This window comes from Corynebacterium sp. AOP40-4SA-5 (assembly GCF_052377355.1).
In the GTDB taxonomy this organism is placed as follows: Bacteria; Actinomycetota; Actinomycetes; order Mycobacteriales; family Mycobacteriaceae; genus Corynebacterium.
Genome location: NZ_JBQSWS010000017.1, coordinates 17,271 through 38,726 on the forward strand (window position 1 = coordinate 17,271; position 21,456 = coordinate 38,726).

Sequence of the window (21,456 nt, forward strand, 5' to 3'; positions counted from 1 at the left end):
TCGAATGACCCCACTGGACACCGCCGCCATCAGGGCGGACTTCCCGATCCTGTCGCGCACGGTGCGGGACGGTCGTCCACTCGTGTACCTGGACTCCGGTGCGACTGCGCAGCGGCCGCTGCAGGTCCTCGACGCCGAGCGGACCTTCCTCACCGAGCACAACGCACCGGTGCACCGTGGCGCCTACGAGATCGCCGAGGAGGCGACGGACTCCTACGAGTCCGCGCGCGACGCCGTGGCGTCCTTCGTCGGTGCCGCAGGCCACGAGATCGCGTTCACCAAGAACGCCACCGAGGCGCTCAACGAGGTCGCCTACGTCCTGGGCGACCCGCGTGCCGGTGACCTGTGCGTGGGCGCGGACGACGAGATCGTGATCTCCGAGCTCGAGCACCACGCGAACCTGGTGCCGTGGCAGGAGCTCGCCCAGCGCACGGGCGCCACGTTGCGCTGGTACACCGCGACCGCCGACGGGCGCATCGACCTCGACAGCCTCGAGCTCTCGGAGCGCACGAAGGTCGTCGCCCTGTCCCACCAGTCGAACGTGACCGGTGCGCAGCTCGACGTCGACGAGGTCGTGCGGCGTGCCCGCGCCGTCGGCGCACTGGTGGTGCTGGACGCCTGCCAGTCGGTGCCGCACATGCCGGTGGACTTCCACGCGTTGGACGTGGACTTCGCCGCGTTCTCCGGGCACAAGATGCTCGGACCCAACGGTGTGGGCGTGCTCTACGGCAAGGCGGAGCTGCTGGAGGCGCTGCCGCCCTTCCTCACCGGCGGCTCGATGATCGAGATCGTCACGATGGAGAAGACCACCTTCGCCGAGGTCCCGCAGCGTTTCGAGGCCGGAACCCAGATGACCTCCCAGGTCGTGGGCCTGGGTGCGGCGGTGCGGTACCTGGAGCAGGTGGGCATGGACAACGTCGCCGCCCACGAGCACGCGATCACCGGCTACGCGCTGGAGCGTCTGTCCTCGGTGGAGGGTCTGCGGATCGTGGGCCCGGCGGAGAACGTGGACCGTGGTTCGGCGGTGAGTTTCGTCGTCGACGGGATCCACCCGCACGACCTGGGCCAGGTGCTCGACGACAACGGCGTGTGCATCCGGGTCGGCCACCACTGCGCGTGGCCGGCGCACCGCGCGCTCGGCGTGCAGGCCACCGCGCGGGCGAGCTTCTACCTGTACAACACCACCGGGGAGGTCGACGCCCTGGTCGACGCCATCGGTACCGCCCAGCGGTTCTTCGGCACGCTCGAGGACCGGGGCAGTGAAGAGAACGTGGACGAGAACGTGAGGCAGCCGCAGTGAAACTGGAGCAGATGTACCAGGAGGTCATCCTGGACCACTACAAGCACCCGCAGCACGCGGGGCTGCGCGCCCCCTTCAACGCCGAGGTCCACCACGTGAACACCTCGTGCGGCGACGAGGTGACCCTTCGGGTCACCCTGTCGGAGGACCTGGGCACCGTCGCCGACATCTCCTACGACGCGACCGGCTGCTCGATCAGCCAGGCGGCGACCTCGGTGATGGCCGAGGAGCTCACCGGGCTGAGCGTGCCGGACGCGATGGCGAAGCTGGCGGAGTTCGAGCACATGGTCACCTCGCGTGGCACGGTCGAGGGCGACGAGGACGTGATCGGCGACGGCGTGGCCTTCGCCGGGGTGTCCAAGTACCCCGCCCGTGTGAAATGTGCACTGCTCGGCTGGAAGGCCTTCGAGGCCGCCACGAGCGAGTCAACCAACAAGCAGTACGAGTAGTAAGGACGCACCATGAGTGACGACACCACCACCGAACCCACCTCCCCGCAGATGGACCCGAACCCGCTGGACGCCGTCCCGGAGCCTCCGAAGGACATCCCGCAGGAGGACGTGATGCTCTCCGACCAGATCGAGGAGGCGATGCTCGACGTGATCGACCCCGAGCTGGGCATCAACGTCGTGGACCTCGGGCTGGTCTACCAGGTGTGGGTCGAGCACACCGACGTCGGCACCGAGGCGGTCATCAACATGACCCTGACCTCGCCGGCGTGTCCGCTGACCGACATGCTGGAGGACCAGGCGAACACCGCCGTGGTCGACGGGATCGAGAAGGTCTCCGCCCTGCGCATCAACTGGGTCTGGTCGCCGCCGTGGGGCCCGCACATGATCAACGCCGACGGCCGCGAGCAGCTGCGCTACCTCGGCTTCAGCGTCTAACTTCAGCGTCTGGCAACCCGCCGCAACGCGGCGGGGGTGTTGCGCAGGAACGGCAGGACGCGGCGGGGGTGGCGTGCCAGGGCGAGCATCGCCAGCGCGACGCGTCCCGCGTCCTGCCCGGCGAGGTAGGACGCCTGCCGGTGGGTGGGGAGCCCGAAGAAAGCGTCGAAGAAGCTGCGTAGCGTGGGGGCGTCGGCGAGCACGAGGAGTTCGGCGCCGAAGCCACGCAGCCGGTGGGCCCATGCGGCCGACAGGCGTTCCCGCCGGGGAAGTGCACCGTGGCTGAGCAGGTGCAGCATGCGGTCGGCAGTGGCCGCCGAGGCCGCCACGGAGTAGCCGGTGGCGGGGTGGGTCAGCCCACCGGACGCCCCGAACACGGCCACCCCGTCACGCACCCCGGAGTACCAGCCGCGGACACGCCGGTCGGTGGGGAAGTGCACGGTCTCCGTGAGCGTGTGGCCCCCCGGCAAGCCACCCAGGCGCTGCTCCAGGCGCCGTTGCAGCACCTCCAGCGTCTCCCGCGTCGCCGCCCTGGTCACCAGGACGGTCTCCTCGTACAGGGTGCCGCCGGCGACGGGCTGGACGTAGAGGAAGCTCGGCGGCCCGGCGTCCTGCGGCCCCGGGACGGCCGCCGGACGCCAGTCCATGAACACCGACGGGGCGTCCTGCAGCTCAGGGACCACCACCCCGTAGGCGACCTGGCGGATGGCCCCGGGACGGTCGACCACACCACGGCAGTCGACGACCACGTCGACGCCCAGCTCCCGGGGATCCGGAGCATCGACCTTGCGTCGGTGCAGGCGGATGCCGGGGTGGTGCAGGCGCCGCGTCGTGGCGCCGCAGTCGACGATGGCGTAGGTGCGCCCGTGCAGGCGACGGGAGTGGGCGGTGTGCACCTGCGGCTCCGGCACGACCGCCGAGAAGACCAGGGCCTCGCGGGCCCACGACGGCAGGTCCTCCAGGAACATTCCGTAGGTGTTGCGCCAGCGTGGCAGCGTCTCCCCGGCGTCCGGCCCCGTCCCGCACGCCGGGTCGTAGCCGTCGACGGTCCAGCCCAGACATGCCGCGCGGTGGGCGAGCAGGGCACCGGCAGGACCGAGGCCGACGACGGCGATGTGCACGGGGACTCCTGTACTGGATCGGTTCACTGGGCTGGGGGAGATATGCGGGGACCACCCGGGACCACCCCCGTCGACATGGGCTTTGCACAGCCTCGCCTCACATCAACAATAGTTATGCTCACTAGGCGGGATGCAGGTCGACGAATGTGCGGTGCGCCGGACGGGACGTCCGGCATTCTACCCCCGGCTATAAGCCGAGGGGTAAGTATCATTCACGAAACACTATTCAAACAGGATCGAAAAGTTTATATTGATATCTGTCCAACAGGCCCCGGCCGAGCGGACCGGACGTCTGGGGTCATCCCGTTCGCCGGAAGATTCAGCGGAAGTGGCGGGTGGGACGCCCTCGGACCTCGAACCTGAGGACCGACGCGGCTCTCTCCTCTCGGGGGGAGAAGGAGAGCGCGGCGCCCACCTCCACGACTGCTGACAGGCGGTGTTAGGATGTACCGTTGTGATTGTTACTCAGGACCTCGAGGTGCGCGTGGGGGCACGCACCCTCCTCAATGCCCCCGGCCAACAGCTTCGCGTGCAGCCGGGCGACCGTATCGGCCTCGTCGGCCGCAACGGTGCCGGCAAGACCACGTCGATGCGCATCCTCGCCGGCGAGGGCGAGCCCTACGGCGGCACGGTGACCCGCGCCGGCGAGATCGGATACCTCCCGCAGGACTCCAAGGAGGGCGACATCAACCAGTCCGCCCGCGACCGGGTGCTCTCCGCGCGTGGACTCGACGAGCTGCGTTCCTCGATGGACCGTCAGCAGGAGCTCATGGAGACCGGGACCGACTCCCAGCGCGACGCCGCCATCCTCAAGTACAGCCGGCTGGAGGAGCGCTACTCCGCGCTCGGCGGCTACGAGGCCGACTCCGAGGCCGCCCGGATCTGTGACGGCCTCGGGCTGCCGCAGCGCGTGCTCGACCAGCAGCTCAAGACCCTGTCCGGCGGACAGCGTCGCCGTGTGGAGCTCGCGCAGATCCTCTTCGCCGCCACCTCCGGCTCCGGCCGATCGGCGACCACCCTGCTGCTCGACGAGCCCACCAACCACCTCGACGCCGACTCCATCACCTGGCTGCGCGACTTCCTGCAGCGCCACGAGGGTGGACTGGTCATGATCTCCCACGACGTGGACCTGCTGGCCGCGGTGGTCAACAAGGTCTGGTTCCTCGACGCCGTGCGTGGCGAGGCCGACGTCTACAACATGACGTGGAAGAAGTACCTCGACGCCCGCGCCACCGACGAGGCCCGTCGTCGTCGCGAGAAGGCCAACGCCGAGAAGAAGGCCGGCGCACTGCGCCAGCAGGCCGCGAAGCTGGGTGCGAAGGCCACCAAGGCCGCCGCTGCCAAGCAGATGATCGCCCGTGCCGACCGGATGATCGACGACCTCGACGAGGTCCGTCAGGACGACAAGTACGCCAGCATCTCCTTCCCGGAGCCCGCCCCCTGCGGCAAGACCCCGATGAACGCCACGGGTCTGACGAAGATGTACGGCTCCCTGGAGGTCTTCGCCGGTGTGGACCTGGCGGTGGACCGCGGTTCCCGCGTGGTCGTCCTCGGCTTCAACGGTGCCGGCAAGACGACGCTGCTCAAGCTGTTGGCCGGGGTGGAGCGCACCGACGGCGAGGGCGGCATCGTGTCCGGCTACGGGCTGAAGGTCGGTTACTTCGCCCAGGAGCACGACACCATCGACCCGGACGCCAGCGTGTGGGACAACGCCATCAGCGCCTGCCCCGAAGCCGGCGAGCAGGACCTACGTGGCCTGCTCGGCGCGTTCATGTTCTCCGGCGAGCAGCTCAACCAGCCGGCCGGCACGCTCTCCGGCGGTGAGAAGACCCGCCTGGCCCTGGCCACGCTGGTCAGCTCGCGTGCGAACGTGCTGCTGCTCGACGAGCCGACGAACAACCTCGACCCCCAGTCCCGCGAGCAGGTGCTCAACGCCCTGCGCACCTACACCGGCGCGGTCATCCTGGTCACCCACGACCCGGGCGCGGTCCGTGCCCTGGAACCGGAGCGCGTGATCGTGCTGCCCGACGGCGACGAGGACCTCTGGTCGGATGCCTACATGGATATCGTGGAGCTGGCCTAGCTAGACCCCAGTTGGGCCGTGCCCGTTCCGGCCCAGACGACCTGATGTCATCTGTGTCATGCCCCAGGGCCGATTTCGGCCGTTTCCTGCCCTGAGGCATGGCTCAGATGACATTGGCGTCTTCAGGGACTCCCAGGGCACCCCATGCCTCCCCAGAACCCGCGGACGCGCCGCCTCAGGCGGGCTGCTGCTGCGTGGCGCAGTGGATGCCGCCGCCACCGGCGGCGATGGCGTCGATGTTGAGCTGGACGACCTCACGCTCGGGGAACAACCGACGCAGCAGGTCACGTGCGGCGGTGTCGGTGTCCTCGGCGCCGAACTCCGGCACGATGACGGCGCCGTTGCACAGGTAGAAGTTGATGTAGCCGGCGGCGACGTCCTCGCTGTCGTACTCCTCGCGCACGCTCGACGGGCTTTCCAGCACCTCCACCTGCAGTTCGCGTCCGGCGGCGTCGGTCGCCCCGCGCAGGATGTCCAGGTGGGTGCGCGTCACGTCGTAGTCGAAGGAGTCTGGGTCGGTCTCCAGGCCGGCCACGACGACGCCGGGCCGGGCGAAGCGGGCGTAGAAGTCGGTGTGCCCGTCGGTGATGTCCATGCCGGCGATGCCGGGCAGCCAGATGACGGTCGTCACGCCGAGCAGTCGCTCGAGCTCCTCCTCGACGTCCTGTTTGGACCAGCCGGGGTTGCGGTTGTCGTTGAGCACGCAGCTCTCGGTGATGATCGCGGTGCCTTCGCCGTCGACCTCCAGTGCGCCGCCCTCCAGGACGAGGTCGGTGCGCAGGTGTTCCACCCCGGCCTCGCCGGTGACGAATCCGGCGACCTCGCGGTCGCTGCGGTGCTCCTGCTTGTCGCCCCAGCCGTTGAAGTTGAAGTCCACTCCGGCACTGACCTCCCCGCCGTCGACCGGGCGCACGAACACCGGGCCGGTGTCACGGACCCAGAGGTCGTCCAGCTCGCAGGCGACGAGGTCCACGCCGGCGGTTCCGGTGAGTTCCCGGGCCAGGTCCATCTCGTGCTCGGGCACGAGCAGGGAGACGGGTTCGAAGGCGGCGATGGCGGTGGCGATGCCGGCGAGGTCGCGTTTCACCCCGGGGGCGAGGTCCCGGCCCCAGATGTCCTTCTCGGCGACGAAGGCCATCCAGGTGCGGGCGTGGCGGTCACCTTCGTCGGGCATGAGCCAGCGACGGGTGTCGTCCGGGTCGACGACGCTCGAGGAGCCGGAGGAGTCGGAGGCACCAGAAGAGTCAGAGGAGCCCAGCCCGCACGAGGCGAGCAGGGCACCTCCGAGCGCAGTGATGGAGGACTGGAGGAAGATCCGGCGGCGCACGATGGGTGTCCCTTAGGGTCGAAGGATGTGGTCAGGGTACTGACCTGCATAAGCCTAGCGCGGGGCACGGATACGGCCGAAACCGTCCGCAGCAGCTTTCGCAGCCGATACCATCGCGGAATGAGGATCACGGACAACACCCAGGGCCCCGGGCGCGCACGGCAGGACGCCATCTACCGCGCGGGCATCGCAGGCCTGCGCCCACAGGTCCCGACGGACGCCGCGGGGCTGGATCGCGCGGCACGGCGCCGGATGTCGCGCAGGGCGTGGGCGTACGTCAACGGCGGGGCGGGGGAGAACCGCACCGCGGTAAACAACCGGCAGGCCTTCGACAGCTACCGGATCGCGCCACGTATGGCACACGGAATCAAGGAACGTGACTTGTCGACGACGTTGTTCGGCAGGACGCACGCCTCGCCGCTGCTGCTGGCGCCAGTGGGCGCCGGCGCGCTCGTCCACCGCGACGCCGACCTGCGCGTCGCCCGCGCCGCCGGCGCCGCGGGCGTCCCCTACGTGGTCAGCAACCAGGGGTCCTCGCCGCTGGAGGACACCGCCGCCGCCTGGAGATCATCGAGCGGGTCAAGTGAAATTCCTGGACACTGGTTCCAGCTGTACTGGTCGACGGACGAGGAGCTCGTCGACAGTCTCATCGCCCGTGCCGAGGCCAGCGGTGCCGGTGCACTGGTGGTCACCCTCGACACCACGGTGCTCGGCTGGCGTCCGCAGGACCTGAACCTGGGGTCGTTGCCGTTCTCCCGCGGGATGGGCATCAGCCAGTACACCTCGGACAGCCGCTTCCTTGGCATCGTGCGCGACCGGCTGGAACGCGGACTGGCCGGCGGGACCGGCGGGGTGCGCGTCACCCCGGCCGCCGCGGCGTCCTTGCTGTCCATCGCACGCCACCACCCGGGCTCCACGCTGCGCAACCTCGTCGCACCGGAGCCGCGCGCGGCGGTGGAGACCTTCCTCGACGTCTACTCCAACCCGGGGCTGGACTGGGACCTGCTGGCGACGCTGAAGGACCGCACATCGTTGCCGGTGGTGTTTCAAGGGCGTCCTGCACCCGGACGACGCCGAGCGTGCCTTCGAGGTCGGTGCGGACGCCGTCGTGGTGTCCAACCACGGGGGACGCCAGGTCGACGGTTCCGTCGCCTCGCTCGACGCACTCGTGGAGATCAGGCAACGGGTCGGCGACGACCGTACCGTCCTGCTCGACTCCGGGGTACGCACGGGACGCGACGTCGCCGTGGCCCTCGCCCTCGGCGCGGACGCCGTCCTGCTGGGCCGTCCCCACCTCTACGGGCTTGCCGTGGCGGGGCAGCGCGGTGTGCGGGAGGTCGTGGACAACGTGCTGGCCGAACTGGACCTGACCATGGCACTGACCGGTGCCCGCGACGTCGCAGGACTACGGGAGCTGGAGCTGCGGCGTGTCTAGGGCTGGTTCCCGGACGCTCAGCGCACCCCGGCGGCGCGCAGCGCGGCCCCGATCTGGTTGAGCGAGAGGTTCGTGGTGACCGTGGAGGAGGCCGCGACGGTGTCGTGGTCGCCGGCGAGGTAACGCACCACCGTCCAGCCGTTGGAGTACTCCGGTTCGAAGACGTCCACCGGGTTCGGCGCGCTGACCAGGTCGTGCGGCGTGCCGGCGTGGTCGGCGAGGGCCTGGAAGGGTGCGGTGGTCACGGTGAAGACCGGTGAGCCGTCGGTGGGGTGGACCTCCAAGAGCGCCCGGAACCAGTACCGGTTGTCCTGGTTGGCGCCCTGGCTGTTCGCCCGCCCGTGGGTGACCAGGCGGTCGACCCACACCGCGCCGACGCGGGCCGGGGCGAAGCGAAGCCACCCGTTGCGCCATGCCGCGGCCAGCGCGAGCAGGCGTCGCCGACGACTGCGTGCGGTGACCAGCGACAGTCCCGCCAGTCCTGCACCCAGCAGGATCAGCACCACGCCCACACCCGTGCCCGAGACCGAGCCGGCGCCGAGCAGCAGCACGCCCACCAGGACCACCGCCACCGCGCAGGCCACCAGCACCAGCTGGGCCGTGGCCAGACCGAACAGGCGGGCCCCGGCGACCGGCATCGTGCCGTTGGCCGACAGCGCGTCGGTCACGGCCTCGTAGTCGGACGGGAAGGGGCAGGCGGTGCCGAAGCGTCCTGCACCGTAGCCGTCCTCGACGAGCCCGCCGGGGTCGGCGATGGTCGTGGCGCTACGCGCGTGGGTGAAGATCCGGGGCACGTCGACGGTCACCGCCTCTCAGTTACGGAAGCCGTGGACGGGGGCGGGGATGTAGCCGCCGCGGGAGATGAACTCCGCGGCGTCCACCGTGCTGACCGGCATGACGGGCGCGTGGCCCAGCAGGCCGCCGAAGTCGACGTCGTCGCCGGGGGAAGAGCCCACCGCAGGCACGACGCGGACGGCCGTGGTCTTGTGGTTCATCACGCCGATGGCCGCCTCGTCGGCGATCATGCCGGCGATGGAGGACGCCGGGGTGTCGCCCGGGATGGCGATCATGTCCAGACCCACCGAACAGATGGCGGTCATCGCCTCGAGCTTCTCGATGGTCAGGTTCCCGGCACGCACCGCGTCGATCATGCCGGCGTCCTCGGAGACCGGGATGAAGGAGCCGGAGAGCCCGCCGACGCGCGAGCAGGCCATCATGCCGCCCTTCTTCACCGCGTCGTTGAGCAGGGCGAGAGCGGCGGTGGTGCCGTGCCCGCCGACCTGACCCAGGCCCATGTGCTCCAGGATGTGGGCGACGGAGTCACCGATGTCGGCCGTCGGGGCCAGCGAGAGGTCCACGATGCCGAAGGGCACGCCCAGACGCTCCGCGGCCATCGTGCCCACGAGCTGGCCGGTGCGGGTCACCTTGAACGCCGCGCGCTTGATCTCCTCGGCGATCTCGTCGAGCCGGGCCTCCGGGCCCAGGGCGGCGACCGCGCGGTCCACGACGCCGGGGCCGGAGACGCCGACGCTGATCACGCAGTCCGGCTCCTCGATGCCGTGGAAGGCACCGGCCATGAAGGGGTTGTCGCCTACCGAGTTGGCGAAGACGACGAGCTTGGCGCAGGCGATCGAACTGCGGTCGGCGGTGGCCTCGGCGCAGTCCTTGACGACCTGGCCCATCTCACGCACCGCGTTCATGTTGATGCCCGCGCGTGAGGACGCGATGTTGACCGACGAGCAGACGACGTCCGTCTCGCTCAGCGCCTCCGGGATGGAGCGGATCAGCCGCTTGTCGCCGGAGGAACCGCCCTTCTCCACGAGGGCGGAGTAGCCGCCGATGAAGTTCACGCCCACGGCGACCGCGGCACGGTCGAGCGCGCGGGCGATGTCCACCGGGTCACAGCCGGGCACCGCGGAGGACACCAGGGCCACCGGGGTGACCGAGATGCGCTTGTTCACGATCGGGATGCCGAGCTCCTCCTCGATGCCGGAACACACCGGGACGAGGTGCTCGGCACGCGAGGTCACCAGGTCGTAGACCGCCTCACAGGTGGCCTCCGGCGTCGCCCGGACGGCGGGCAGGAGGTTGATCCCCATGGTCACCGTGCGGATGTCGAGACGGTAGCGCTGGATCATCTCGATGGTCTCGAGGATCGAGGACGAGGGCAGGAATGCAGTCATGGTGTCCCGGAACCTCAGATCTCGTGCATCGCGTCGAAGATGGCCTGGGACTGGATCGTGATGACCAGCTTCTCCCGCTGTTCCACCTCGCTCATCCGCGCGTTGACCTCGGTGACCGACAGGTCCTCGGGGAGTTCGACGTGCAGGATCATCGTGAACCAGTCGTCCATGATGGTCTGGGAGACGTTGCGGATGTTGATCTGCAGGTCAGCACATGCGGTAGACACGGCTGCGATGATTCCGGTGTGGTCTCGCCCGGTAACGGTCATGATCGCGATCATGAGACACCATGCTACTTGCCGGACGCGACGAGGCACCCACCGGGCCAGGGGGTCTGGCCGGTGGGTGCCTCGGGCGCATTCACGCACGCACACTCACGCGCTGTCGCGGACCTCCGCGGAACGCAGGGACTGCTCGACGATGTCGAGCGCCTCCGGGAGGAGCCCGCTCTCGCGGTCGGACACCAGGTGCGCCATCACGCCCTCGAGTACGAGCTCCAGGAGCTGCAGCGTGGTGGCCGTGGAGATGTCGGTGCGCAGCCGACCGGACTCCCGTTGCTCCTCGAGGCGTTCGGTGACCGCCCCTCGCAGCGCGTTCTGGTCGGCCTCCCACACGCCCCGGAGTTCGTCGTCGAGCCGGATCCGTCGGGTGATCTCCACCCGCAGGCCCCACCACTCGGCGAGTTCGGGGTCCTCCAGGAGGTACCTGATCAGGCCGATCATTCCCCGGTTTCCGGCGAGGTCGGTCATGCGCACCATGTCGCGGTGGGCGACCTCACGGAAGAGGGTCTCCTTGTTGCGGAAGTGGTGGAAGATGGCTCCCCGGGACTTCCCGGTCTCCTTCTCCAGGCGTGACACCGTCGCCCCGTCGTAACCGTAGGTCACGAAGCAGGTCCTGGCTGCGCGGAGGATGTCGGTGCGCCGTTCTGAGAGATCAGTTTCACTGACCTTGGGCATGGACGGGCACCCCTCTCCGGTACACGTCCGCCCGCCTCACGGAGTCCGCGGGGCGGGCGGGGATGGACTACGGGACTAGCCGGACTAGCTGTTTTCCATCATGTTGCGCAGGACGAACTGCAGGATGCCGCCGTTGCGGTAGTACGCGGCCTCACCGGGGGTGTCGATACGGGTGACGGCGTCGAACTCGACGACGTTGCCGTCCTCCTTGGTGGCGGTCACGTGGACGGAGTCCGGGGTGGTGCCCTCGTTCAGGGCCTCGATGCCGGCCAGGTCGAAGGTCTCGGTGCCGTCCAGGCCCAGGGACTTCCAGGACTCGCCCTCCGGGAACTGCAGCGGGATGACACCCATGCCGACCAGGTTGGAGCGGTGGATGCGCTCGAAGCTCTCGGCGATGACGGCCTTGACGCCCAGCAGCAGGGTGCCCTTGGCGGCCCAGTCACGCGAGGAACCGGTGCCGTACTCCTTGCCGCCGAGGACGACCAGCGGGGTCTCCTGCTCGCGGTAGTTGACGGAGGCGTCGTAGATGAACGACTGCGGGCCACCCTCCTGGGTGAAGTCGCGGGTGTAGCCGCCGGTCACGCCGTCGAGCAGCTGGTTCTGCAGACGGATGTTGGCGAAGGTACCGCGGACCATGACCTCGTGGTTGCCACGACGGGCACCCAGCGAGTTGTAGTCCTTGCGCTCGACGCCCTTGGAGTCCAGGTACTGGGCTGCCGGGGTGCCGGGCTTGATGGAGGACGCCGGGGAGATGTGGTCGGTGGTGACCGAGTCGCCCAGCAGCGCCAGGACGCGGGCGCCGCTGACGTCGGAGACGGGGCCCGGGGTGGGCTCCATGCCGTCGAAGTACGGTGCCTTGCGGATGTACGAGGAGGCGTCGTCCCAGGCGAAGGTCTTGCCCTCCGGCACGGGCAGGGACTGCCAGCGCTCGTCGCCCTTGAAGACGTCGGCGTAGTCCTCGGAGTAGAGCTCCTTGGTGATCGAGGACTTGATGACCGACTCGATCTCCTCGGTGGCCGGCCAGATGTCGCGCAGGAAGACGTCGTTGCCGTCGTTGTCCTGGCCCAGCGGCTGGGTCTCGAAGTCGAAGTCCATGGTGCCGGCGATGGCGTAGGCGATCACGAGGATCGGGGACGCCAGGTAGTTCATCTTGATGTCGGGGGAGATACGTCCCTCGAAGTTACGGTTACCGGACAGCACGGCGGTGGCGGCGAGGTCGGCCTCGTTGATGCCCTCGGAGATGGCCTCCGGCAGGGGACCGGAGTTACCGATGCAGGTGGTGCAGCCGTAACCCACGAGGTAGAAGCCCATGGCCTCGAGGTCCTTCCACAGGTCGGCCTTCTCGAAGTAGCCGGTGACGACCTGGGAGCCGGGGGCGATGGAGGTCTTGACCCACGGTGCGGAGTGCAGGCCGAGTGCCGCGGCCTTGCGGGCCAGCAGGCCGGCGCCGACCATGACGGAGGGGTTCGAGGTGTTGGTGCAGGACGTGATCGACGCGATGCCGACCATGCCGTGGTCCAGGACCATGTCCTTGCCGTCGTAGTTGATCTCGATCGGGTTGGACGGACGGCCCTCGTTGCCGGTGGCTGCGGACGGCAGGTTGCCCTTGGCGTCCGCGGCGGTGGCCGGGTTGCCGGTGTGGCCGCCGACGTTGCCGCCTTCGGCGACGAAGTTCTGGGCGTCGGCGTTGCCGGAGTTGCTGTCGGCGTAGTTGTGCAGGTCCTTACGGAACTGTGCCTTGGAGTCGGAGAGCTCGATGCGGTCCTGGGGACGCTTCGGGCCGGCGATGGAGGGCACGACGGTGGAGAGGTCGAGCTCGAGGTACTCGGAGTACTCGGCGTCGTTCTCCGGGTCGAGCCACATGCCCTGCTCCTTGGCGTAGGCCTCGACGCGGTCCAGGGTCTCCTGGTCGCGACCGGTCAGCGCCAGGTAGTCGACGGTCTCCTTGTCGATGGGGAACATCGCGGCGGTGGAGCCGAACTCCGGGGACATGTTGCCGATGGTGGCACGGTTGGCGAGCGGCAGCTCGGCGACACCCTTGCCGTAGAACTCGACGAACTTGCCGACCACGCCGTGCTGGCGCAGCATGTCGGTGATGGTCAGCACCACGTCGGTGGCGGTGACGCCCACGGGGATCTCACCGGAGAGCTTGAAGCCGACGACGCGGGGGATGAGCATGGAGATCGGCTGGCCGAGCATCGCCGCCTCGGCCTCGATGCCGCCGACGCCCCAGCCCAGGATGCCCAGGCCGTTCTCCATCGTGGTGTGGGAGTCGGTACCGACACAGGTGTCGGGGTAGGCCATGCCGTCCTTGTCGAAGATCGACCGGGCCAGGTACTCGATGTTGACCTGGTGGACGATGCCGGTTCCGGGAGGCACGACGCGGAAGTTGTCGAAGGCGCCGGTGGCCCAACGCAGGAGCTTGTAACGCTCCTCGTTGCGCTGGTACTCGATGGCCACGTTCTGCTCGAGGGCGTTCTCGTCACCGAACGCCTCGATGATGACCGAGTGGTCGATGACCATCTCGGCCGGGTTCAGCGGGTTGACCTGGTCGGCGTCGCCGCCGAGGGCCACGACCGCGTCGCGGATGGTGGCGAGGTCGACCACGCAGGCCACACCGGTGAAGTCCTGCATGACCACACGTGCCGGGGTGAACTGGATCTCGATGCTCGGGTCGGCGGACGGGTCCCAGTTGGCGATGGCCTGGATGTGCTCACTGGTGACGTTCGCGCCGTCCTCGTTGCGGAGAAGGTTCTCTCCGAGGACCTTCAGCGAGTAGGGCAGCTTCTCCATACCCGGGACCGCGCTCAGGCGGTACATCTTGTAGGACCGGTCACCGACCTCCAGAGTCCCCTCTGCTCCAAAAGAATTCTTGCTGTCAGTCACGGCAGTACTCCTGAATCTCTTCTCGTTATCGTCGTCAGTTGTGTTGACGTTCGTCTGACGTCATCCCGCGGCGCGGACCTCACGGACCTCGTCTGGACCTGGTCCCCGGCACCGGGCACGATGGTGCCGTCGCGGACTACCACCATTGTGTCAGCAGTTGTCGCGGATTCCGTCGGAACTACTATAACAGTACGACCGTAATGCTACATAACCGCAGGACGTAGAGATTTATGCGTCCCAACCCCGCGTGTCGGCACCCCCGGACGGCGGGGTCAGGTGCTAGAAATCTATACAGTCAGATAACAAACCCACCCACCTCCAGCGAAATGAGCACGCCGTGGACTTCGAGAACGTCGACCTGCAGGCGGTCCTCGACGACATCGCCGAGACCGGGTACTCGACCTCCCAGGCGGGGGAGCAGCCGTCCGCCTCGGACCTGGCCGGCTACCGGGACCTCGCCGACGACGGCGTGGGGGTCGTGGTCGTCGACACCGACGCACTCCAGTCCACGGACCTGCGCAATCTGGCGCAGACCGTGAAGGACTCCGGCGAGGCGGGCGCGGAGGCGTCGACGGTCGTCGTCAGCGCCCCGAACAACACCCAGGTCGTCAGCGACGTGATGTCGCGCTACCAGATCGAGTCGACCCAGGGCGAGCTCCACGGCTCGACGGGACCGCAGGACGTGGCCGCGTTCCTGTCTTCCGCCGAGGACGCCCAGCCGGCGTTCTCCTGGATCTACGTCCTGGCCGTCGCGGGCGTCCTGCTCGCGGTCGCAGCCACCGCCGTGTTCGCCCGCATCACCTACCGCCGCTGAGCGGAAGCCCGGAGAGCGCCCCCGTGGCGCCCAGACAGTTCTGCAGTTAGAAGCTAGCGCGAGCCATCATAAATAGGGGCGGGGAGCCGCGCGAATACACTAGTCAAGGCACTGGGATTGTCTATGCTCAAGTCAAGGTTCAGAGTTTGAGTTGACCTCGGGGGATCATTGCAACGGGACACGCCGAAGCCACCATCTTTGTGACAAAGATCACATTTAAGGAACTGGCCTCTGTGGCTGCAGGTCAAGGCATTCAGCGTGACAAGTGTGCCTGCTGATTCTTATGTGGTTAGTGGGATTCGGGTTTCGCATGGGTCCGGAGTGGCTTACGGTTCAGTTGTCGTCAATTGGTAACGATCCGATATCGGAACGAGACCTGTTCGTGACATTTCCGGCGGTGATCAACCGGGCCGCCGGAACCTGGGCCCGGGCCCTGGACCACCTCGCGGGGAAGCGCGGTGGACAGGTGGCCGAGACAGGCTGACGTCAAGAACGACGACTTGACCGTAATGACCGGTACGCCATTGCAAGGAGAGACTCACCGTGGCACTTAGGCTGAACACCCGCGGCACCGTCCGCAGGTCGACCGTCCGGTCCACTCGGGCGCTGCTGTCCTTCGCGGTGGCCGCAGGACTCGCTGTCCCCGCCGCCACTGCCGTCGCCGCCCCGTCCGACAGCTCATCGAGCGCTGAAGACCAGACCGCCGAGGCCTACCTCGCCGACCTCGTTGGCACCGTCTCCTCGACAGAGGGTGAGGTGTCTTCACTGGAACTCGAGCTCGGTGGGCTCCGTGAGTCGGTGAACAAGGCTCGCGTCGACGTGGACCGGAGCCAGCGCGCCGCCCAGGAGGCACAGGACAACGTCACCGAGGCGCGTAGCCGTCTCGACGGATCCGACTCCGAGGTCAAGGACGCGCAGTCCACCCTCGACGAGCTGGCCCGCTCCGCATACACCCGCGGCGGCGACTCGGCCCCGATCGCACTGGCCTCCGGGTCGGACGCGACGGGCGACACGATCGACCGCGCGACCTACATGCGGATGGCCGCCGAGAAGCAGCAGGCCGACATCGACAAGCTCGACCTCGCGCGCACCCAGGCCGCCAACGAGGAGTCCTCGTTGCGCGTCTCCCGCGATGACGCCGACGGTCTCGTCACCGCGGCCCGTGACGCACACTCCGCCGCGGAGAAGGCGTTCACCGACGCACAGTCGACGATCTCCGCGAAGTCCGCGGAACTCGAGCGCGTCAAGAACACCCTGTCCGATGCGCAGTCGCGTCTGGCTGCCGCGAAGAAGGCCGTGGACAAGGTCTCCGAGAACGCCGCCGCCAGCTCCTTCGACAAGCGCCGCGCCGCCGAGGCGGCCGCCGACGGTATCGAGTCGACGCCCGCCGTCGACACGAAGGTCGACGTCGACGACGGCAACGGTGAGAGCGACGAGGTCGCCGGTCCGACCGCTGACGAGGCGACCGACGAGGCGACCGACGAAGTCACCGAGGACACCACGGACGAGGCCACCGGTGAGGACGCGGTGACCGAGGAGCCGCTCGACGACCAGCTCGTCGACGACACCGAGGCCGACGAGGCCGACGACGCCGCCGACACCGGTGAGGTGCCCGAGGTCGACGAGATCCCGGGGAGCTTCGACGGCAGCACCGAGGGTGACGCCTTGAGGCAGGCCGCGATCGACGGACTCGTCGGCGCGGCGGGCGATGCCGCGTACGCCGGCATCAGCTCCCACCTCTCCGGCGACCCCGACGGGGCTCTCGAGGCTGCGACGAACGCCGGCCGTGAGTCGGCCGCCAACGCCTACGCAAACCTGCCTGAAGGTACCGAAGGCACCGAGGGCGTCGAGGGTGTCGAGGGCACCGAAGGCGAGGAGGGCGTCCTGCCGGAGGTCAACCCCGGTGAGGGTGAGGAGCCTGCGGAGCCGGACTCCTCCGGTACCAGCGAGGAGCAGATCGAGCGCGTCATCGAGCGCGGCATGGGCCAGCTGGGCGTGACCTACGCCTGGGGCGGCGGCAACGCCGACGGTCCCACCATGGGTGTGCGTGACGGTGGCGTCGCCGACTCCCACGGCGACTACTCCAAGGTCGGTTTCGACTGCTCCGGTCTGATGGTCTACTCCTTCGCCGCGGCCGGCATCCAGCTGGAGAAGTACTCGGGCTACCAGTACACCTCCGGAAACCAGGTCCCGGTCGGCGACGCCAAGCGTGGCGACATGCTCTTCTGGGGTGTGGGCGGCAGCTCCCACGTGGCCCTGTACCTGGGCGACGGGACGATGCTCGAGGCACCGCAGTCCGGCGACGTGGTCAAGGTCTCGCCGGTCCGTTGGGACGGGATCGAGCCGATGGCCGTGCGCATGATCGAGTAGCGCACCCGGGGCCACGGCGGCCCCGTCACACCGACATCACCGCAGGAGTTCACGCATCGCGTGGTCGACTGCGGTGATTCTCGCTGTGCGCACCGCCCCGGACAGCGGCAGCAGCTGCGGGTCGAGTTCGGCGCCGTGGTCGGTCGCGCGGGTGACCTCGATGACGGAGGCGACGACGTCGGCACGGGCCATGAGCTTCTCCGCCCGCGGCGAGACCCCGGGCGGCAGTCCGGGCAGACCGAAGAAGTCGGTCAGGGCGCCGACCGCCAGGCGCGGGGAGTGGTGACGGATCCCGGTCGTGCCGGACGCCTCGACGAGTGCGGCCGCGGCCTCCGTGGCCTCGCGCAGCCGGGTGTCCGCCTCGCCGGGGCCGTAGAACTCGCCGGCGCGCACGCGGCCTTCGCACCGGTACCACACCCACTGCACCAGCGAGTTGTCCACGACCGTGGGCACGACGACATGGGTGACCAGCGGGTCGGCGTCGGCGACGCTGATACCGGCACCGGCGCGTGACACCGCGGCCGCCCCGCGGCTTCCCGCGGGCAGGGCCGGCGGGTCGCCGGGACCGGCGAGGACGAGTCCGACGAGGGGACGCGAGGACAGCTCGACGGGGACGTCACGGGTGACCTCGCGCACGGCGTGCAGCAGGTCGACCAGGCCGGTGGCACGGTCGTCGAAGCGTCCGGCGAAGGGGTCGTCGCCGCCGGGGTCGACGGTCAGGGAGTGCGCCGGGCCCTGGACGTCCTGGAACGCGTCGATGACGTCGTCGGCGGAGACGAGGCCGTGCAGCCACCATCCCAGCCAGACGGTGGTGTTCTGCACCGGGGACCACAGTTGTTCGCGCAGCGGGGTGGCCCGCCTCGTGCCGGTGGCGTCACCGGCGGGGTTTCTTGACGACATTGCACCTAGCCTAGAGTTGGAGCCCATGAGCTTCAACGACAGGTACGGCCGTGACATCCTCGGGGGTTCCGGAGACGGGCAGGGGGCGGCCGGGGGGCACCGTTCCCGCCAGGCCCCGCCGGCACCGGAAATGCCCGCGAAGCCGGGCACCGTCGTCGAGGTCGCCGACGGGGGCTGGGTCGGCGCCGTCGTCGGTTTCGAGAAGACCTACGACGGGCAGTTCGTCCGGCTGGAGGACCGGCACGGCCGCGACCGTCTGTTCAAGTTGCGTCCCGGGGGCTTCCTCGTCGACGGTCGGCCGGTCACCCTCACCCGCTACGTGGCCCCGTCGCAGACGCCGCAGGACCAGCAGCGCTCGAACTCCGGGTCGCGCAGGGTCAGGGACGTGCGCGCCAAGGTCGCGGCCCCCTCGCGGATCTGGGTGGAGGGGTTGCACGACGCCGCCATCGTCGAGCAGGTGTGGGGCCACGACCTGCGCGTGGAGGGGGTCGTGGTGGAATTCATCGAGGGACTCGACAACCTGCCCGCCATGCTCGAGGAGTTCCGCCCGGGCCCCGGCAGGCGGGTCGGAGTGCTCGCCGACCACCTGGTGGAGGGGTCGAAGGAGACCCGGCTGACCCAGGGTCTCGGACCGGACGTGATGGTGACCGGACACCCGTACATCGACATCTGGGAGGCGGTGAAACCGGCGACCGTCGGCATCCGGGCCTGGCCGAAGGTTCCCTACGGGGAGGACTGGAAGACCGGCGTGTGCCAGCGGCTGGGGTGGGGCACGCCGACCGAGGGGTGGCGGCACGTGTACTCCAAGGTGCGGACGTTCCGGGATCTCGACGCCACCCTCATCGGGGCCGTCGAACGTCTCGTGGACTTCGTCACGGAACCCGGGAACCCCGCGAACTGATATTCTGCGGGCATGGGCCCGATTATCTGGTTGATTGCAGCGGCCGTCCTCGCGGTCGGCGAATTCCTGGTCATGGACTTCACGTTGCTGATGCTCGCGGTCGCCGCCCTGACCACCGCCGGGGTCGCCGTCGTGGACATCCCGGTGTGGGCGGAGGTCGGTGTCTTCGGGGCCACCTCCGCGGCCACGCTGCTGCTGTTGCGCCCGGTGCTTCGGCGCCGCTACATCGCGCAGGGCGAGGTCCGGGAGTTCACCACCAAGGAGCTCGAGGGGCAGCCGGCGCAGGTCCTGACCGACGTCACCTCCGAGAACTCGTCGGGCCAGGTGCGCATCGCCGGCGAGATCTGGTCAGCCCGGGCGGCACACCCCGGGTCCTCATTCAGTGAAGGGGACCGTGTGCAGGTCGTCTCCATTGACGGCACCACAGCCGTGGTGTGGAAAGGAGTGTGACCCGTGGAGATGATCTCGATCCTTCTGATCCTCCTCGTCATCCTCGTCGCAGTAGCCCTGTTCAAGTCCGTGGCCTTGATCCCACAGGGGGAGGCTGCGGTCATCGAGCGACTCGGCCGCTACACCAGGACGGTGTCCGGCGGGCTGACGATCCTCGTGCCGTTCATCGACCGGGTCCGCGACCGGGTGGACACCCGTGAGCAGGTCGTGTCGTTCCCTCCCCAGGCCGTGATCACCCAGGACAACCTGACCGTGGCCATCGACATCGTCGTGACCTTCCAGATCAACGACGCCGCGCGGGCGATCTACGGTGTCAACGACTACATCATCGGCGTCGAGCAGATCTCCGTGGCCACGCTGCGTGACGTCGTCGGCGGCATGACGCTGGAGGAGACGCTGACCTCCCGTGACGTGATCAACCGTCGGCTGCGCGGCGAGCTGGACGCCGCCACCACCCGCTGGGGCCTGCGCATCAGCCGCGTGGAGCTCAAGGCCATCGACCCGCCGCCCTCCATCCAGCAGTCCATGGAGATGCAGATGAAGGCGGACCGTGAGAAGCGTGCGATGATCCTCACCGCCGAGGGCCAGCGCGAGTCGGACATCAAGACCGCCGAGGGTAAGAAGCAGGCCCGGATCCTCGGTGCCGAGGGTGACAAGCACGCCCAGATCCTCTCCGCAGAGGCCGAGCGACAGGCTCGCATGCTGCTGGCCGAGGGTGAGCGTGCCGCGAAGTACCTCGAGGCGCAGGGCCAGGCGAAGGCGATCCAGAAGGTCACCGCCGCCATCAAGTCCTCCCAGGTCACCCCGGAGGTGCTGTCCTACCAGTACCTGGAGAAGCTCCCGGAGATGGCGCAGGGCGACGCGAACAAGGTGTGGATGCTGCCGATGCAGTTCGGCGACTCCCTGGAGCAGTTCGCGAAGGCCTTCGCGAACAAGGACGAGGACGGCACCTTCCGCTACGAGCCGACCCCGGTCGACGAGTCCTTCCGCGACGTCGCCAACGAGACGACCTCGGAGAACTGGTTCAACACCGAGTCCGCCCCCGAGATCGCCAAGGCCGTGGCCGAGGCCAATGCGGTGGCCAACCGCTCGGTCGACGAACCGACCGACGTGCCCACCCCGTCACCTGCGTCCCCGTCCGCCACCTCCTCATCCGCCTCCTCCGCGGCGACCGAGGAGGCGGCGGCGATCACCCGAGGGGAAGAGTCTCCGTCCTGGCCAACATATGGACAGCCAGAAGCCAACCAGCCTGCTCAGCCTGCCACCCCGCAGCAGAAAGACGCTGAGACATAGCCTGTTTCGAGATGCCCAGCATCTCCGCCGCCTCACTCTGCAGGTGGCCCTGCCGGACCAGAGCCGTCGCCTCCCGCCCTTCGGCGGTGCGGCGGTTCAGTACGTGGGAGACCAGGGTGAACGCCGCGGCGATGTCCCCGGCCACGTCCGCGCCACGCCCCACCGCCTGCACGCCACCGGGACCGGCCTGCTCGACCCTCGCACGGATCATGCCGGCACGCCGGGAACCCCGCACCGCCCGGCCGGACGCCGCCACGAGCTGGTCGCGCAGCACGGCGTCCGACGCGTCCTCCCGCCCGTCCGCCTCTCCGTCCCCGCCGACCACGGCGCCGATCCCGATGGCGAAGTCGCCGGCCTGGATGAGGTTCATCACGACGCCCGAGGCACTGTCCGCGTCGTCGGCGAGGACGGCGAGTTCACCGGGCCCCAGGACCCGGACGTCGACGACGTTGTGGGCGTTGCCCAGGGCGTCGGCGACCTGTCGGACGTAGTCGGCCCGCCGGAGTGACGTTCCGCGGTATGTGGCGTGGACGGAGTACATGCCCGCCAC

At 68.9% G+C, this 21,456-nt stretch carries 18 protein-coding genes and 1 pseudogene; 10 read left to right on the forward strand and 9 right to left on the reverse strand.

Annotated elements, in window-relative coordinates:
* Positions 1-4: 4 nt before the first annotated feature.
* From ACT3S3_RS10720 to ACT3S3_RS10730, 3 genes are read left to right on the forward strand one after another with little or no spacing between them, the layout of a single operon-like run.
* Positions 5-1,300: a cysteine desulfurase gene (locus ACT3S3_RS10720; protein ID WP_301442673.1), complete on the forward strand. Its 1,296-nt coding sequence runs from the start codon at positions 5-7 to the stop codon at positions 1,298-1,300.
* Entirely contained in the window at positions 1,297-1,749 is a 453-nt protein-coding gene (gene sufU, locus ACT3S3_RS10725; protein WP_301442672.1) for a Fe-S cluster assembly sulfur transfer protein SufU, read from the forward strand. Before ACT3S3_RS10720 ends, sufU begins: the two co-directional genes overlap by 4 nt.
* 12 nt (positions 1,750-1,761) lie before the next feature.
* Complete coding sequence (locus ACT3S3_RS10730; RefSeq protein WP_301442671.1) at positions 1,762-2,187, forward strand: metal-sulfur cluster assembly factor; 426 nt, start codon at positions 1,762-1,764, stop codon at positions 2,185-2,187.
* Between the two features lie 2 nt (positions 2,188-2,189).
* Here ACT3S3_RS10730 and ACT3S3_RS10735 read toward each other — a convergent pair whose 3' ends face one another.
* Entirely contained in the window at positions 2,190-3,308 is a 1,119-nt protein-coding gene (locus ACT3S3_RS10735; RefSeq protein ID WP_301442670.1) for a lycopene cyclase family protein, read from the reverse strand.
* Positions 3,309-3,762: 454 nt separating this feature from the next.
* On the opposite strand from ACT3S3_RS10735, the gene ACT3S3_RS10740 reads away from it, so the two are divergent.
* Complete coding sequence (locus tag ACT3S3_RS10740) at positions 3,763-5,391, forward strand: ABC-F family ATP-binding cassette domain-containing protein (protein WP_301442669.1); 1,629 nt, start codon at positions 3,763-3,765, stop codon at positions 5,389-5,391.
* A 175-nt stretch (positions 5,392-5,566) separates the two neighbouring features.
* Here the strand turns inward: ACT3S3_RS10740 and ACT3S3_RS10745 are convergent, their stop codons facing one another.
* A complete protein-coding gene (locus ACT3S3_RS10745) occupies positions 5,567-6,721 on the reverse strand; it encodes an agmatine deiminase family protein (RefSeq protein ID WP_441588204.1) in 1,155 nt (384 codons plus the stop codon).
* A gap of 117 nt (positions 6,722-6,838) precedes the next feature.
* Here ACT3S3_RS10745 and ACT3S3_RS10750 point away from each other — a divergent pair.
* A pseudogene (locus ACT3S3_RS10750) lies at positions 6,839-8,153 on the forward strand (alpha-hydroxy-acid oxidizing protein).
* A gap of 17 nt (positions 8,154-8,170) precedes the next feature.
* Here ACT3S3_RS10750 and ACT3S3_RS10755 read toward each other — a convergent pair.
* The 5 genes from ACT3S3_RS10755 to acnA form a co-directional block, all read right to left on the reverse strand.
* On the reverse strand, positions 8,171-8,959 hold the full coding sequence (locus tag ACT3S3_RS10755; RefSeq protein ID WP_301442667.1) for a hypothetical protein: 789 nt from the start codon (positions 8,957-8,959) through the stop codon (positions 8,171-8,173).
* Between the two features lie 6 nt (positions 8,960-8,965).
* Positions 8,966-10,336 (reverse strand): PFL family protein, encoded by a 1,371-nt coding sequence (locus ACT3S3_RS10760; protein WP_301442666.1) that lies wholly within the window; start codon positions 10,334-10,336, stop codon positions 8,966-8,968.
* 14 nt (positions 10,337-10,350) lie between these two features.
* Positions 10,351-10,617 (reverse strand): ACT domain-containing protein, encoded by a 267-nt coding sequence (locus tag ACT3S3_RS10765; protein ID WP_301442665.1) that lies wholly within the window; start codon positions 10,615-10,617, stop codon positions 10,351-10,353.
* Positions 10,618-10,710: 93 nt separating this feature from the next.
* The gene (locus ACT3S3_RS10770; RefSeq protein WP_301442664.1) at positions 10,711-11,292 is read right to left on the reverse strand and encodes a TetR/AcrR family transcriptional regulator; all 582 of its coding nucleotides are present in this window, start codon (positions 11,290-11,292) and stop codon (positions 10,711-10,713) included.
* 84 nt (positions 11,293-11,376) lie between these two features.
* Positions 11,377-14,178 (reverse strand): aconitate hydratase AcnA, encoded by a 2,802-nt coding sequence (acnA, locus tag ACT3S3_RS10775; RefSeq protein ID WP_441579648.1) that lies wholly within the window; start codon positions 14,176-14,178, stop codon positions 11,377-11,379.
* A 337-nt stretch (positions 14,179-14,515) separates the two neighbouring features.
* Here acnA and ACT3S3_RS10780 point away from each other — a divergent pair, with 337 nt between their 5' ends.
* Positions 14,516-14,992, forward strand: a complete 477-nt coding sequence (locus tag ACT3S3_RS10780; RefSeq protein ID WP_301443783.1) for an Rv1476 family membrane protein — start codon at positions 14,516-14,518, stop codon at positions 14,990-14,992.
* 543 nt (positions 14,993-15,535) lie between these two features.
* Complete coding sequence (locus ACT3S3_RS10785) at positions 15,536-17,362, forward strand: DIP1281 family NlpC/P60 protein (RefSeq protein ID WP_444626760.1); 1,827 nt, start codon at positions 15,536-15,538, stop codon at positions 17,360-17,362.
* Positions 17,363-17,398: 36 nt separating this feature from the next.
* Here the strand turns inward: ACT3S3_RS10785 and ACT3S3_RS10790 are convergent, their stop codons facing one another.
* Positions 17,399-18,262 (reverse strand): hypothetical protein, encoded by an 864-nt coding sequence (locus ACT3S3_RS10790; protein WP_301444201.1) that lies wholly within the window; start codon positions 18,260-18,262, stop codon positions 17,399-17,401.
* A gap of 25 nt (positions 18,263-18,287) precedes the next feature.
* Between ACT3S3_RS10790 and ACT3S3_RS10795 the strand changes: the two genes are divergently transcribed.
* Genes ACT3S3_RS10795 through ACT3S3_RS10805 form a run of 3 tightly spaced genes read left to right on the forward strand, consistent with a single transcriptional unit; the run spans position 18,288 to position 20,906 of the window.
* Positions 18,288-19,163 carry a DUF3097 domain-containing protein gene (locus ACT3S3_RS10795; RefSeq protein ID WP_441579423.1) on the forward strand — a complete coding sequence of 292 codons (876 nt, stop codon included), beginning with the start codon at positions 18,288-18,290 and terminating at the stop codon, positions 19,161-19,163.
* Positions 19,164-19,175: 12 nt separating this feature from the next.
* On the forward strand, positions 19,176-19,613 hold the full coding sequence (locus tag ACT3S3_RS10800; RefSeq protein WP_301442560.1) for an NfeD family protein: 438 nt from the start codon (positions 19,176-19,178) through the stop codon (positions 19,611-19,613).
* 9 nt (positions 19,614-19,622) lie between these two features.
* Entirely contained in the window at positions 19,623-20,906 is a 1,284-nt protein-coding gene (locus ACT3S3_RS10805; RefSeq protein ID WP_301442561.1) for an SPFH domain-containing protein, read from the forward strand.
* On the opposite strand, the gene ACT3S3_RS10810 is transcribed toward ACT3S3_RS10805, so the two are convergent.
* On the reverse strand, positions 20,803-21,447 hold the full coding sequence (locus ACT3S3_RS10810) for a DNA-binding protein (protein ID WP_301442562.1): 645 nt from the start codon (positions 21,445-21,447) through the stop codon (positions 20,803-20,805). The genes ACT3S3_RS10805 and ACT3S3_RS10810 overlap by 104 nt on opposite strands.
* Between the last annotated feature and the right edge of the window lie 9 nt (positions 21,448-21,456).